We start from the raw sequence: 12,947 nt of genomic DNA on the forward strand, positions 1-12,947 counted from the left end.
TGTGGACTCGCCGGCCACGCACAGGCGCTAGCGCACGATCACGACGTCCAGGGTGCGGGGGCCATGGACGCCTTCGACGCGGTTGAGTTCGATGTCGCTGGTGGCGCTGGGGCCGCTGATGAACGTGAGCGGCCTGGTCGGGTCGAGGGCGTGGAAGGCCTGCGGCACGGTGTCGACGATCTGGTCGGCACGGATGACGCAGATGTGGTGATCGGGGACCAGGGTCAGTGCCCGTCTGCCCTGACCGACGCCGCCGTCGAGAACTATTGTCCCGGTGGCCGCGATGCCCAGAGTGCACCCGGTGACGACGACCTCGATCGCGTCGAGTTCGAGCGTCGACAATTCCGCGGGTGCACCGTCGACGACGACGCCACGTCGTGGTCGCCACGACTCCGGCAGATCCGCTGGGACGACGGCGCGCGCTCCTTCTGGGATCAGCCCGGTGACGACCTCGGCGACCGTCCTCTCGTCGGCGCGATGGACCTGGGCTCGGTAGTCGTCGACGGTGTGGGTGAACTTCTCGACGTCTCCGGGACCGGATATCGGCTTCCGGTGATAGTCGCGCGGCACAGGTTCGGGAGTGGGTGCATCAGCGATCGCCGACCGGATCCTGGCCAGTATAGCGTTGCGGGCGTCCATCATTCGGTGTCCTCATGGGTGCGGGCCCACCACTGCCGGAAGGTTTCCTTCGGTGGGGAGGGCAGGTCTCGGCTCGACGTCCACTTCGATCCCGGGTACGGCAGCGACGTGATGCGTCCCTTCTTCCCGCCGAGCATTCGGCCGATCTTGGACGCCGTCTCGGCGGCGGCGAACCGCTTCTCGGATCCCATCACGAAGCCGGCGGCCTTCATCGCGAGGTCCTGCCCGCCGGGGAGGCCGCGCCGTTCCGAATCGACTTGCTCGGCCCGCAGATGCACCAGGATGCTCGGGATGTCGATGCGAACGGGGCACGCGTCGAAACACGCACCGCACAGTGTCGACGCATAGGGCAGTGACGCATTGGGGTCGTCGTGGCCGGTGGTGCCGGTGAGTTGCGGGCTGAGGATCGCGCCGATCGGCCCGGGATAGACGGAGCCGTACGCGTGGCCGCCCGCCCGCTCGTAGACGGGACACACGTTCAGGCAGGCGCTGCACCGAATGCAGTGCAGGGCTGAGCGTCCCACGTCGTCGGCGAGAACGTTGGTGCGACCGTTGTCGAGCAGGACGACGTGGAAGTTCTGCGGTCCGTCACCGGGATGGACGCCGGTCCACATGGAGGTGTAGGGATTCATGCGTTCGGCCGTCGACGAGCGGGGAAGCAGTTGCATGAAGACTTCGAGGTCGGTGAACGCGGGCAACAGCTTCTCGATGCCCATCAGCGTGATCAGGGTGTCGGGAAGGGTGAGGCACATCCGTCCGTTGCCCTCCGATTCCACCACCGCCAGCGTCCCCGTCTCGGCGATACCGAAGTTGGCACCACTGATCGCCACCTTGGCGGAGAGGAACTTTCGCCGAAGGTGTGCCCGGGCGGCCATTGCCAGCGCCCGCGGATCGTCGGTGATGCCGGGATCGATGTCCGGCATCGACTTCAAGAAGATCTCCCGGATTTCGGCGCGATTCCGGTGGATGGCGGGGACCAGGATGTGACTCGGCTTGTCGTGTCCGAGTTGCACGATGAGCTCGGCGAGATCCGTCTCGATCGCCGCGATCCCGTTCTCCTCGAGGTACTCGTTCAGGCCCGTCTCCTGGGTGGCCATCGACTTGACCTTCACGACCTCGTCGGATCCGGTGGCCCGGACGAGGTCGGTGATGATCCGATTGGCCTCTTCCGAGTCGCGCGCCCAGTGGACGATTCCGCCACGGGCGGTGACGTTTTCCTCGAATTGCACCAACAGTTCCGGCAGCCGCGACATTACCTGCGCCTTCAGTGCACTGCCCGCTCGGCGCAGCTCCTCCCAGTCGTCGACCTCGGCGACCGCGGCGATGCGCTTGTTTCGGATGGTGGTGGTTGCCGCCCCCAGGTTGGCGCGCAGTTGGGTGTCGGCAAGTGACTTCCGCGCCGCGTCGGGAAAAGATTCTGTGCCCCGGATGTTTCCGGTGCCGGCATGGAAGGTGGGTGAGCCGAGGAACGTGGTCATGCGTTGCTCCCGATCTTCTCGGTGCTCGCCAGGATCTCGGCGAGGTGGACGGTGCGCACCCCACTGCGCAGCCGGGACAGTCCGCCGCCGATGTGCATGAGGCAGGACGAGTCGCCGGCGCTGCACACCTCGGCGCCGGTGCGGAGCACGTTGCCCATCTTGTCGGCGAGCATGGCCGTCGAGGTGTCGGAATTCTTCAGGGCGAAGGTTCCGCCGAAACCGCAACAGGAATCGGCGGCGGGAAGTTCGATCAGCGTCATTCCGCGAACCGCGCGGAGCAGTTGCACGGGTTTGTCGCCTACCCGCAACATCCGGAGCGAGTGGCAGGTGGGGTGGTAGGTGACGCGATGCGGGTAGTAGGCGCCGACGTCGGTGACACCCAAAACGTCGACCAGCAGCTCCGACAGCTCGTAGGTCCGGGCGGCGAGATCCTCGGCACGCGAGGCGAGGGACTCGTCACCGTAGCGCCGCGCCACCATTGCATGCTGATGACGGACGGACCCGACACACGAACCGGACGGCGCGACCGCCACATCCCAGGATTCGCTCTCGAACGCCTCGACGTGATGGCGGACCAGCGGAAGCGCCTCGGCCTGGTAACCGGTGTTGACGTGCATCTGCCCGCAGCACGTCTGCTTCGGCGGAAACACCACCTGGTGGCCGAGGCGTTCGAGCAGCCGGACCGTGGCGGTGGCGCAGTCGGGAAACAGGGCATCCGCCAGGCATGTGGCGAACAAGGCGATCTTCATCGGTCCTCCAACCGGGGTGGGCTGTGGTCTGACCACAGTAGCGCACTGTGGTCAGACCACACCAGGTAAACTCCGACTGTGCGTACACACGAGGTGGTCCTGCAGCGGATCGAGCGGGATCTGTCGGACGGAAAACTCGTGGTCGGCGGCCGATTGCCCGCTGAACGTGCGCTCGCCGAAGAGCTCGGGGTCGGCCGCTCCTCCGTCCGGGAGGCCATCCGAGTGCTGGAGGCGATGGGCATCGTCCGCACGGCGGTGGGTTCGGGTCCGGACTCGGGGGCAATCGTGGCGGCAGATCCCGCCGCGTCCATCGGAGTGGCCCTGCGACTGCACATGGCCACGCAGACCCTGCCGATCCGCGACGTCGTCCAGACACGCATCCTGCTGGAGTCGTGGGCGGTGCAGGAGGCTGCCGAACGGGCAGGCGAACTCGACCTGCAGGGGCTTGATGCACTACTCGACGCCATGGACGACGAAACCCTGACGCCGGAGGCCTTCCACCGGCTCGACGCCGATCTGCACGTCGCGATGGCCGCGCTCGCAGGCAACGTCCTCGTCGAGGCCATGATGGTCTCGCTCCGCGAATCGATTTCCGGCTACGTCATGCAGGCCGTCCCGCAGCTCGACGACTGGAACGAGGTCGCGCAGAACCTGCGCTGCGAGCACCGCGCCATCGTCACCGCCCTACGCCGTGGGTACGGCACCAAGGCGTCCACCCTCGTCCGCGAACACATCGAGGGGTTCTACGGGCTGATTCGATAGGCGCGCAGCGGCCTACAACACCTGGGACAGGAACTGCTGCAGTCTATCGGTCCGGGGTTTGTCGAAAAGCTGCTCAGGCGTACCGGTTTCGACCACAGCACCGTGGTCCATGAACAGCACCGTGTCCGATACCTCACGGGCAAAGCCCATTTCGTGGGTGACCACGACCATGGTCATGCCGCCCTTGGCGAGGTCGGCCATCAACGCGAGAACCCCCTTCACCAGTTCGGGGTCGAGCGCGGAGGTGGCCTCGTCGAAGAACATCACCTCGGGTTTCATGGCCAGCGCCCGGGCGATCGCGACCCGCTGTTGCTGACCGCCGGACAGGTTGCCCGGCCGCGAATCGGCCTTGTGCGCCAGCCCCACGAGCTCGAGCTGTTCGAGCGCCAGCGTCCGCGCCTCCTCCTTGGACAGGCCTTTGAGCTTGCGTGGGCCGAGTGCGATGTTGTCGACGACGGTCTTGTGCGGGAACAGGTTGAACTGCTGGAACACCATGCCGATCTGCTGCCGCAACGTGTCCGGGTTGTCTTTCAGCACCGACTTGCCGTCGATCAAAATATCGCCCTGATCGGGTTCGTGTAGGCGGTTGAGCACTCGGAGCAGGGTGGACTTTCCGGAACCGGACGGGCCGATCACGGTGACGGTGTCCCCCGCGTCGACGTGGATGTCGACGCCGCGGAGCACCTTGTTGGTGCCGAATGCGAGATGCAGGTTGGTGCCAGTGAGAGAGACGGCCATCGCCTTATCCCCTTTCCACGACGATGGACTGCTCCACCGGATCGAGCGTGCCGGACGTGTCGGCGCGGCCGGTGCGCAGACGGTGGTCGATGTAGTTGACGAGGTGTGTCAGCGGAATCGTCATAGCGAGATAGAACAGGCCGGCCGCGACGAGGGGCGACAGGTTTCCGGTTTGCGCGTTGAGATCGCGACCCACTGCGAACAATTCGCGCTGCGTGACGAGCAGGCCGAGGAAGTAGATGAGCGACGAGTCCTTGATGAGGGAGATGAATTGGTTCATCAGTGCGGGCAGCACCCGTCGCACACCTTGCGGGATCACCACCAGGGTCATCGACTTGCGGTAACTGAAACCCAGGGCCCTGGCGGCCTCGAGCTGCCCCGGTTCGACGCTCTGGATTCCGGACCGGAAAATCTCACCGATGTAGGCGGACGCCAGCAGCGACAGTGCGGCGGCCCCCAGCCAGTACGGGTTGTTTCCGGTGAGTCCTCTCACCACCGGTCCCACACCGAGCCCGACGATGAGGATGATCACCACGGCGGGAAGCCCACGGAACACGTCGGTGTAGACCCGCGCCGGCCACCGCAACCACCGCGTGCGGGAGATCCCGGCCATCGCGAGCAGCATGCCCAGCACGGTGCCGACGATGCCGGACGCCAACGCGAGAATCAGGGTGTTCGGCAGGCCGGTTTTCAGTAGATCGGGGAATGCCCGCGCGTACAGGTCCCAGTCGAAGAACGTGTCCTTCAGCTGTGCCAGTGTCGACTTCGGCTCATTCACCGGGGTCTCGGCGTCGGTTTCGATGTTCTCGGCGGCGAGCGCCGCGAAGTCGGGCAGGTCCGGCATCGGCGCCGCCTTGCTGCCGGGCTTCCATCCTTCGGGCAGTTCGCGAGGCACCCAGTCCGAATACAGTTCCGCCCACGTGCCGTCCTCGATGGTCGCGTCGAGACCGGAGTTCAGCGCGTCGATCAGAGGCTGGTTCTCCTTCGCGACGGCCCACCCGACGAAGTTGTTGACACTGAACGTGTTCTGCGCGATCGACGTCGGATCTCCCGGCGCGATGGCGCCTTCCGCCTGCTGCGACGGCGCCACCCATGCGTCGATCTGCCCCGACTTCAAGTTCGCATACGCCGTGGCGTAGTCGGGAAATTTCACCGGGTCGAGCTTCAGTGTGTTGACGACGTAGTCGTCCTGAACGGTGCCCTGCACGACACCGATGCGGGTGGACGAGTTCAGGTCGTCGAAGCCCTTGATGGGTCCGCCGTTGGGGACGACGAGGGAGAAATAGCCGAAGTCGTAGCCGTTGGTGAAGCCGACGGTGTTACGCCGCTCGTCCGTCGTCGTGATCGAGGATGATCCGACGTCGAACCGTCGCCCCGACACCTGCGCGAGCAGTCCGGCGAATTCGGTGCCGACGAAGTCGACGCGCAGACCGAGCTTCGCGGCGACGGCCTTCAGGAGTTCGTTGTCGTATCCCGTGAACTGGTTCTCGGCGTTCACACAGATGCTCGGCGGTGCGTCCGACAGCGTGCCCACCGTCAGAACGCCGGGGGTGATGAGGTTCAGCTTCGATGTATCGATCTGCTCCAGCGGGGTGACATCGGGTGTGGTGTAGCGGTCTTCCGCGCCGGCGCCCGCCGACGCGTCGAGGTTGGTGGGCGCAGCGGTCGCGGCGCCGACACCCGGTGGTGCACACAGATCCTGTGGCGCCGCCCCCGAAGAACTACTGTCGCTCGAACACGACGACAGGGTCAGCGCCATCAGGGCGGTCAGCAACAATGCCACCACCACACGGATCTTCGCTCCCACGGAAGAAAACATGGTGAGCAGCGTAACCCCGGCGGTGGCTGATGAGCGGGGTCGGAAGACGCGTGAGCGACGCCCGTCACTCCCCCTGGTTTGGCAGACATACAGGAGGAAGCGGTGAGGGTGATGGACGAAGCACGGCGGGCGGCGCGCGACCCGTGAATCCGGCCGTCAGACCCGTGACAGCTGCTGAGCGTAGGCGGCCGCAGGCCTTGACAGGATATGAGCCCGACAGTCAATATATGCAAACGCTTAGAAAATAAGCATTCGCTTAGAATCGAATCGGTAGGAGTTCCTCATGCCCGAGGCCGTCATCGTTTCCATCGCCCGTTCGCCGATCGGTCGCGCCATGAAGGGATCGCTCAAGAGCATGCGCCCGGACGACCTGGCCGCGCAGATGGTGCAGGCGGCGCTCGACAAGGTGCCCGCCCTCGATCCCACCGACATCAACGACCTGATCCTGGGTTGCGGGCTGCCCGGCGGTGAGCAGGGCTTCAACATGGGCCGCAACGTCGCCGTCCAGTTGGGCTACGACTTCATTCCCGGCACCACCATCACCCGGTACTGTTCCTCGTCTTTGCAGACCACCCGGATGGCGCTGCACGCGATCAAGGCTGGCGAGGGCGATGTGTTCATCTCCGCCGGTGTCGAGACCGTCTCCCGGTTCGTCAAGGGCAACTCCGACTCGCTGCCCGACACCCAGAACCCGCTCTACGCCGACGCTCAGACCCGCACCGAGAAGCTCGCCCAGGGCGGGCAAGCCTGGGTGGATCCGCGGGAGGAGGGCCTGGTCCCGGACACCTACATCGCGATGGGCCAGACCGCGGAGAACGTCGCCCAGATCACCGGAATCACCCGCGAAGAGCAGGACCGGTGGGCCGTGCGCTCGCAGAACCGGGCGGAGGCGGCCATCAACAGTGGTTTCTTCGAGCGGGAGATCACCCCGGTCACACTGCCCGACGGCACTGTCGTGTCGAAGGACGACGGCCCCCGCGCCGGCACCACCTACGAGGCCGTGTCGCAGCTGAAGCCGGTGTTCCGGCCGGATGGCACCGTGACCGCCGGTAACGCGTGCCCGCTCAACGACGGTGCCGCCGCCCTGGTGATCATGTCCGACACCAAGGCCAAGGAGTTGGGGTTGACCCCGCTGGCCCGGATCGTGTCGACCGGGGTGTCCGGGCTCTCGCCGGAGATCATGGGGTTGGGCCCGATCGAGGCCACCAAGCGGGCCCTGGCCATCGCCGGGATGGGTATCTCCGACATCGACCTGTTCGAGATCAACGAGGCGTTCGCCGTGCAGGTGCTGGGGTCGGCGCGGGAACTCGGCATCGACGAGGACAAGCTGAACGTCTCGGGCGGTGCGATCGCCCTCGGGCACCCGTTCGGTATGACCGGTGCCCGGATCACCGCGACCCTGCTGAACAACCTGCAGTCCAGCGACAAGCAGTTCGGCGTCGAAACCATGTGCGTCGGCGGTGGCCAGGGCATGGCCATGGTCCTCGAACGGCTGTAGGCCGCTGCGCCGCCCGTGAGTGGTTAACGAGTGCAGAGACTCGTTAACCACTCACGGGTGCGGAGCGCCTATGCGAGGCCGGACAGCGGCGGCGGGGTGTTCTCGTCCCGCCACGCGATGGCTTCCTTCAGTTCGGTGAGGTCGAAGTCGGGTCCGCTGGTGCCGACGGTGAACAGGGTGACACCGGCGTTGACGTAGGCGGCCGCTTCGTCCGAGCCCGGCCAGGACGTGGAGTGCGCGATGGTGTCGGGGTTGCGACCGTGGTCGGCGCAGCGGTCGGCGAGGATGCCCGACTTCCGCGCGTGGGTTTCGATGTCGCTGAAGCTGTGCCAGATGTCGCCGTACTGTGCGACGAGGGGCAGTGTCTTCTTCTCGCCGCCGCCCCCGATGAGGATGGGGATGTGCCGCGTGGGCGCGGGTTCGAGCTTGCCGAACCGGGCGGTGATCCGTGGCAGGTACTCGGCCAGCAGGTCCAGCCGTGACCCCTTGGTACCGAAGTCGTACCCGTACTCGTCGTAGTCGCGCTCGAACCATCCGGAACCGATCCCGAGGATCAGCCGTCCCCCGCTGATGTGGTCGACGGTGCGGGCCATGTCGGCGAGCAGGTCCGGGTTCCGGTAGCCGGCGCAGGTGACGAGGGCACCGATTTCCACTCGTTCCGTCTGTTCGGCGAATGCTCCGAGCATCGTCCAGCATTCGAAGTGGGCACCGGCCGGGTCGCCGTACAGCGGGTAGAAGTGGTCCCAGTTGAAGACGATGTCGACGCCGGCGTCTTCGGCCCGCAGAACGGCGTCGCGAATCAGTCCGTAGTCGGGCGCGTGTTGCGGCTGAATCTGGACACCGATTCGAACTGAACGGGTCATACGTGGCTCCTCGAATGAGTGCGGCGGCCCTGTGTCGAGGGCCCGTGCGTGCAGGTCGTTTACGAATCCATCTTGCTCGCCTCGACGGGGTACGGCCACCGAGTCGGTGTGAACCGGTCACCTCCCGGGTACTTGACGGCAGGCCAGACCGTTGACGACCGAGATGAGGTTCGACCCGATGAGTGCTGTGTCCGCCTTCGTATTCGCACCGTCGCCCTTGCTGACGGTGACGATCGAAGCCGCCCCGGACGAGAGCACCGAACTGCACGTGCACGCCGGTGGGCAGGGGGTATGGATTGCCAGGATGGCGGCGACGCTCGGCCTCGACGTCACGTTGTGCGGGGTGTTCGGTGGCGAGACGGGGGGCATCCTCCAGTCCCTCATCGAGCGTGAAGGTATAAAGGTCCGCGCGATTTCCACGGCCGGTGAGAACGGGTCCTATGTGCACGACCGCCGTGGGGGTGACAGGAAGCCGCTGGCCGAGGTCCGCCCACGTGTCCTGTCTCGGCACGAGGTCGACGACTTGTTCGGCGGGTCGCTGGCCGAGGGAATCACAGCGGATGTCGCGGTGCTCGGCGGCCCACACGAGAACAATGTGGTGCCCCCGGAGATTTACACCCGGTTGGTGGGAGATCTTCGGGCGTTGAAGGTTCCGGTGGTTGCCGACCTGTCCGGCCCCACCATGACGGCGGCCCTCGAGGGTGGCCTGACCGTACTGAAGGTGAGCCACGAAGATCTCATCGAGGACGGGCGCGCGCAGTCGGAGAAGCCGGAAGATCTCGCCGAAGCGATGCACGCACTTGCGGCGGAAGGAGCCGACCACGTCGTCGTCTCACGAGCAGGAGATCCGGCGATGGCCCTCGTCGACGGCGACATCTGGGAGGTCCTGATTCCGCCCATGAATATCGTCGACCACCGGGGTGCCGGAGACTCGATGACCGCCGGTATCGCCGCAGCCTTGGCCCGCGGCAAATCGATGAACGACGCATTGCAGTTCGGCGCCGCCGCCGGCGCTGTGAACGTGACGCGGCGTGGTCTCGCAACGGGACAACCGGACCTGATCGCGAAGATGGTCGAGAATATTCGGGTGCGGCGGATGACCGAGTCGGAGGGGCAGAAGCAGTGAGGGCTCTGGTCACCAATGACGACGGCGTGGACAGTCACGGTATCAACCTGCTCGCCCGGTTGGCGTTCGCCGCCGGACTCGACGTTGTGGTCGCGGCCCCGCACGAGGAACGCAGTGGTGCGAGCGCGTCGCTGACCGCGTTGGAGAGCAACGGCCGGCTCCGGATGTCGAGCCGGGAGTTCCCGGACCTTCCCGGGGTGGCGGTCCACGCGGTAGAAGCGTCCCCCGCGCTCATCAGTTTCGTGGCGACGAGCGGTGCGTTCGGGCCGCCGCCGGACATCGTGCTGTCGGGAATCAATCACGGCCCCAACACGGGTCATGCGATTCTGCATTCGGGGACCGTCGGGGCGGCGCTGACGGGCGCCACGCACGGCACGCTGGCGTTGGCGGTGTCGCTGGCCACGTCGAACCCCAGGCATTGGGACACCGCCGAAGTCGTGTGCCGGCAGGCGTTGGACTGGATCGTCGAGAACGGCACCCCGGGCACGGTGCTGAATGTGAACGCACCGGACATTCCGCTCGACGAGTTGAAGGGGCTGCGCCCGGCCCCGCTCGCGGCATTCGGCGCCGTCCAGGCGAACGTCGGTGAAGCGGACGACGGGTTCGTGACCGTCACTTTCGCCGAAATTCACGCCGACGACAACGAGAATTCCGAGGAGACCGATGCCGGTGTCCTCGTTCGTGGTTGGGCGAGCGCGACCGCGCTCAGGGCACCTTTCGAGGCGGTCGACGTGGACATCAGCACGTTGAACTGGACACGCTGACCGGGCGATCCCGCTGTGCGGGTCGCTGTCGTCTCTGGCGTCAACTCAGCCGCACACCACCCGCCAGCAGCATGGCCCTCAGGACGAACGCTGCTTCCGGGCCGATGATTTCACCCACCAAGGTGAGGTAGCGGTCGACGTACTCCGGTCCGTGTGCCGCGGTGATCGGATCGTCGGGGTCGGATGGGTCCAGGTGATGTGCGATCTCGTGCAGAACCACCAGTTCCCGGAATGCCCAGGCTTTGCCGCTGCGGTACTCGGGGACGGCCATGGTGGCGCAGTCACTTTCGTAGTGCGCGGCGTTGTTGCCCGCCCTCGCACGCACATGGATCGGCGTGGCGGCTCGCGCCCACGTCTCCCGCACCCAGTTGAGAGCGAGCACCCGGTTCACGTAGTCCTGCACCGACTCGATGGACGCGAATTTCCGCTCCACCGGCAGCGTCACCTGTGACCCCAGAACGTCGACGACGCGCAGCCCACGCTCGTCGGCGCGATCGAACATCGTGCGCACCAACGCTTCCGCCTCGTAGACGGCAGCACGCTGGGTGTCGCGGGTGCGCCTCACGACGGAATCCGTTTTCGTGCGGTCGACAGCTCGGGTGAATTGCTCAACCGCGCCGTCCGTGCGGCCCGGTCCCCGGCCCGGCGAGCGCCCGACGCATGACCCGCCGACGCGCGCGCTCCACGCCACGTCCCGCGTGCCTGGGAGTTTTCGGAGTAGTAGTCCTTCAACTCGAGCTGCTTGTCACGCAACACCAGCGCCGTCTCCGCCGACGACTCCGGAACAGACGTCGCCTCGTGCTCGGCGTCCTTCTTCGCGTCGGCGAGGCGCTGCCCGATGCGGGCTGCATAGGCAAGTTGGAAGTTGAGCCGGGCGGTCACACCCGCAACCGGTCGCCGCACGGTGGTCCGGACCCGACGCCGTCCGCGCTGCTCGACCTGGGTGCGCATCGTCGTCTCGTTCCGGTACTCGCCCGATTTGATGTAGGCGTCGGACGCCCTCACCATTTGGATCAGCAGGCTCGTGTACAGGGCCTCGCACACGTCGATGTCGCCGGCGAATCCGTAGGCGTAGATCACGGCCGACGTCTGTGCGATGTCGCATTGGACGTCGTTGGCGGCGGCGATCACCAGAAACAGCTGCGCGTAGGTGCGCAGTCCCTTCTTGCCCGGTTCCCCGATGGTGATCAGGCGTTGAGTAGGGGTAGCCCGCTTCTCCTTGCCCGCAGCGTGTGACCGGGCCACGGCCAGGTCGATGGAGGCGGCGGTCGCGAGCCGCTGCGCCGCGGCCATGAACGCTTCACCCTCGTGCGGGTTGTCGGTGGATTCCGCCTGCCGGAGCAGCCCACCGATGCGGGTCAGCATCTTGTCGGAACTCACCAGGGCAGGCTACGCCCGTGAGTGGTTGACGAGTCCGGACACTCCTCGACCGCGCACGGGCGCGGAGCGCCTAGAGGTCGTCGAGGATCAGATTCGCTCCACCGAGACCGATGCCGGTGATCCAGGTGCGGTAATTGGTCTGGTGGACGCCGCCGCGTCGAGACGCCCCCATCTGCGCGACGAGTTCCGGGGCGATCCCCAGCTCGCCCGGCGGCAGGGTGTTGGCGACGAAGGCGATGTCGGAGTCCACCTGGTTCACGTGCTCCAGCGAGATTTCGGACATGTTGTTCTTCGCGTCCCAGGTCTGACCGGTGATCGTGAACCCGGCCTCGGTCAGTACCGAACCGGCGAAGGTTTCCGGTCCGTGTAAACGCAGGCCGTTGTCCATCACCCGGATGATGTGGGCGGTGCGGCCACCGGCACCGAGTCGCGCGCGTACCGCGGCGGCCCGGGCGTGGAAGGCCGCCAACTTCTCTGCGGCGGTGTCCTGCTCCCCCATCGCCTCGGCGAACAAGGTGATCGTTCCCTGCCAGTCGACCGCGGGCGAGACCGCGAAGACGGTGGGCGCGATCGCGGCGAGTGAGTCGTACAGCTCACCGTGGCGTTGCTTGCTGCTGAGGATCAGGTCGGGGCGCAGTGCCGCGATCGCTTCGAGGCTCGGCTCGGCGATCGATCCGACCACCGCGGTGTTCTCGAGGCCGGTCCCGAGGTAGGCGGGGAGCCCGTCCGCCGATCCGGCCTGGGCGGCGCCGACCGGTGTTTTGCCCAGGCTGACGACGGTGTCGATGGGGAGGCTGTCGAGTGCAACGATGCGGGTGGGACGTGCGCTGACGACGGTGGTTCCCATGGCATGGGTGATGGTGCGACTTCCCTCGGCGCCTGTGCCGGAATCGGTGCCGCTCCGGGCGCAGGCGGCGGTCAGCGCGGCGAGTGCGGCCGCACCGAGACCGGCTCCGAACTGCCGTCGAGTAAGGGCAGCGACGAGTTCCTGCCACTGGGCCTCGGTCACTTCCGGGGAGCACGTAGTTGCGCGCATGTCGTACCTCGAGTTCGAAGGGGCGAAGAAAGGCGATCCTAACCTTATAGAGTGAGCGGCGGGTTGATGTCGACCACGATCGGAGAAGCCCGTGC

The 12,947-nt window shown here is 66.3% G+C and carries 13 protein-coding genes; 4 read left to right on the forward strand and 9 right to left on the reverse strand.

Going from position 1 to position 12,947, the window contains the following annotated elements; all coding sequences use genetic code 11:
• Positions 1–27: 27 nt before the first annotated feature.
• The 3 genes from JQT59_RS07175 to JQT59_RS07185 are packed head-to-tail and all read right to left on the reverse strand — an operon-like array spanning position 28 to position 2,866.
• Positions 28–639 carry a LutC/YkgG family protein gene (locus JQT59_RS07175; protein ID WP_213577481.1) on the reverse strand — a complete coding sequence of 204 codons (612 nt, stop codon included), beginning with the start codon at positions 637–639 and terminating at the stop codon, positions 28–30.
• The gene (locus JQT59_RS07180; RefSeq protein WP_213575541.1) at positions 639–2,117 is read right to left on the reverse strand and encodes a LutB/LldF family L-lactate oxidation iron-sulfur protein; all 1,479 of its coding nucleotides are present in this window, start codon (positions 2,115–2,117) and stop codon (positions 639–641) included. The genes JQT59_RS07175 and JQT59_RS07180 overlap by 1 nt, the downstream gene beginning before the upstream one ends.
• Positions 2,114–2,866, reverse strand: coding sequence for a (Fe-S)-binding protein (locus tag JQT59_RS07185; protein ID WP_213575542.1), 753 nt, complete (start codon positions 2,864–2,866; stop codon positions 2,114–2,116). Before JQT59_RS07185 ends, JQT59_RS07180 begins: the two co-directional genes overlap by 4 nt.
• 78 nt (positions 2,867–2,944) lie before the next feature.
• On the opposite strand from JQT59_RS07185, the gene JQT59_RS07190 reads away from it, so the two are divergent.
• Complete coding sequence (locus JQT59_RS07190; RefSeq protein WP_213575543.1) at positions 2,945–3,628, forward strand: FadR/GntR family transcriptional regulator; 684 nt, start codon at positions 2,945–2,947, stop codon at positions 3,626–3,628.
• 12 nt (positions 3,629–3,640) lie between these two features.
• Here JQT59_RS07190 and JQT59_RS07195 read toward each other — a convergent pair whose 3' ends face one another.
• Together JQT59_RS07195 and JQT59_RS07200 are read right to left on the reverse strand one after the other, a co-directional pair.
• A complete protein-coding gene (locus tag JQT59_RS07195) occupies positions 3,641–4,366 on the reverse strand; it encodes an amino acid ABC transporter ATP-binding protein (protein ID WP_213575544.1) in 726 nt (241 codons plus the stop codon).
• Positions 4,367–4,370: 4 nt separating this feature from the next.
• Positions 4,371–6,185: an ABC transporter substrate-binding protein/permease gene (locus JQT59_RS07200; RefSeq protein WP_213575545.1), complete on the reverse strand. Its 1,815-nt coding sequence runs from the start codon at positions 6,183–6,185 to the stop codon at positions 4,371–4,373.
• Positions 6,186–6,468: 283 nt separating this feature from the next.
• On the opposite strand from JQT59_RS07200, the gene JQT59_RS07205 reads away from it, so the two are divergent.
• Positions 6,469–7,683 carry an acetyl-CoA C-acetyltransferase gene (locus JQT59_RS07205; RefSeq protein ID WP_213575546.1) on the forward strand — a complete coding sequence of 405 codons (1,215 nt, stop codon included), beginning with the start codon at positions 6,469–6,471 and terminating at the stop codon, positions 7,681–7,683.
• Between the two features lie 68 nt (positions 7,684–7,751).
• Here JQT59_RS07205 and JQT59_RS07210 read toward each other — a convergent pair whose 3' ends face one another.
• Positions 7,752–8,546, reverse strand: coding sequence for an LLM class F420-dependent oxidoreductase (locus JQT59_RS07210; protein WP_213575547.1), 795 nt, complete (start codon positions 8,544–8,546; stop codon positions 7,752–7,754).
• 178 nt (positions 8,547–8,724) lie between these two features.
• Here JQT59_RS07210 and JQT59_RS07215 point away from each other — a divergent pair, with 178 nt between their 5' ends.
• Together JQT59_RS07215 and surE are read left to right on the forward strand one after the other, a co-directional pair.
• A complete protein-coding gene (locus JQT59_RS07215; protein ID WP_249354191.1) occupies positions 8,725–9,672 on the forward strand; it encodes a 1-phosphofructokinase family hexose kinase in 948 nt (315 codons plus the stop codon).
• Positions 9,669–10,436 (forward strand): 5'/3'-nucleotidase SurE, encoded by a 768-nt coding sequence (gene surE, locus JQT59_RS07220; RefSeq protein ID WP_213575549.1) that lies wholly within the window; start codon positions 9,669–9,671, stop codon positions 10,434–10,436. The genes JQT59_RS07215 and surE overlap by 4 nt, the downstream gene beginning before the upstream one ends.
• A 40-nt stretch (positions 10,437–10,476) precedes the next feature.
• Here the strand turns inward: surE and JQT59_RS07225 are convergent, their stop codons facing one another.
• The 3 genes from JQT59_RS07225 to JQT59_RS07235 form a co-directional block, all read right to left on the reverse strand.
• Entirely contained in the window at positions 10,477–11,001 is a 525-nt protein-coding gene (locus JQT59_RS07225; protein WP_213575550.1) for a TIGR04338 family metallohydrolase, read from the reverse strand.
• Positions 10,998–11,816 carry a DUF2786 domain-containing protein gene (locus JQT59_RS07230; RefSeq protein WP_213575551.1) on the reverse strand — a complete coding sequence of 273 codons (819 nt, stop codon included), beginning with the start codon at positions 11,814–11,816 and terminating at the stop codon, positions 10,998–11,000. Before JQT59_RS07230 ends, JQT59_RS07225 begins: the two co-directional genes overlap by 4 nt.
• A 70-nt stretch (positions 11,817–11,886) precedes the next feature.
• Positions 11,887–12,852 carry an ABC transporter substrate-binding protein gene (locus tag JQT59_RS07235; protein ID WP_213575552.1) on the reverse strand — a complete coding sequence of 322 codons (966 nt, stop codon included), beginning with the start codon at positions 12,850–12,852 and terminating at the stop codon, positions 11,887–11,889.
• Positions 12,853–12,947 lie beyond the last annotated feature (95 nt).

The organism is Rhodococcus sp. USK13, assembly GCF_018343855.1.
GTDB classification, from domain to species: Bacteria; Actinomycetota; Actinomycetes; order Mycobacteriales; family Mycobacteriaceae; genus Rhodococcus_F; species Rhodococcus_F oxybenzonivorans.

Coding starts and splice junctions, on each gene's coding strand:
- JQT59_RS07175 (WP_213577481.1), bottom strand. CDS start 639: ATGGACGCCCGCAACGCTATACTGGCCAGGATCCGGTCGGCGATCGCT.
- JQT59_RS07180 (WP_213575541.1), bottom strand. CDS start 2,117: ATGACCACGTTCCTCGGCTCACCCACCTTCCATGCCGGCACCGGAAAC.
- JQT59_RS07185 (WP_213575542.1), bottom strand. CDS start 2,866: ATGAAGATCGCCTTGTTCGCCACATGCCTGGCGGATGCCCTGTTTCCC.
- JQT59_RS07195 (WP_213575544.1), bottom strand. CDS start 4,366: ATGGCCGTCTCTCTCACTGGCACCAACCTGCATCTCGCATTCGGCACC.
- JQT59_RS07200 (WP_213575545.1), bottom strand. CDS start 6,185: ATGTTTTCTTCCGTGGGAGCGAAGATCCGTGTGGTGGTGGCATTGTTG.
- JQT59_RS07205 (WP_213575546.1), top strand. CDS start 6,469: ATGCCCGAGGCCGTCATCGTTTCCATCGCCCGTTCGCCGATCGGTCGC.
- JQT59_RS07210 (WP_213575547.1), bottom strand. CDS start 8,546: ATGACCCGTTCAGTTCGAATCGGTGTCCAGATTCAGCCGCAACACGCG.
- JQT59_RS07215 (WP_249354191.1), top strand. CDS start 8,725: ATGAGTGCTGTGTCCGCCTTCGTATTCGCACCGTCGCCCTTGCTGACG.
- JQT59_RS07235 (WP_213575552.1), bottom strand. CDS start 12,852: ATGCGCGCAACTACGTGCTCCCCGGAAGTGACCGAGGCCCAGTGGCAG.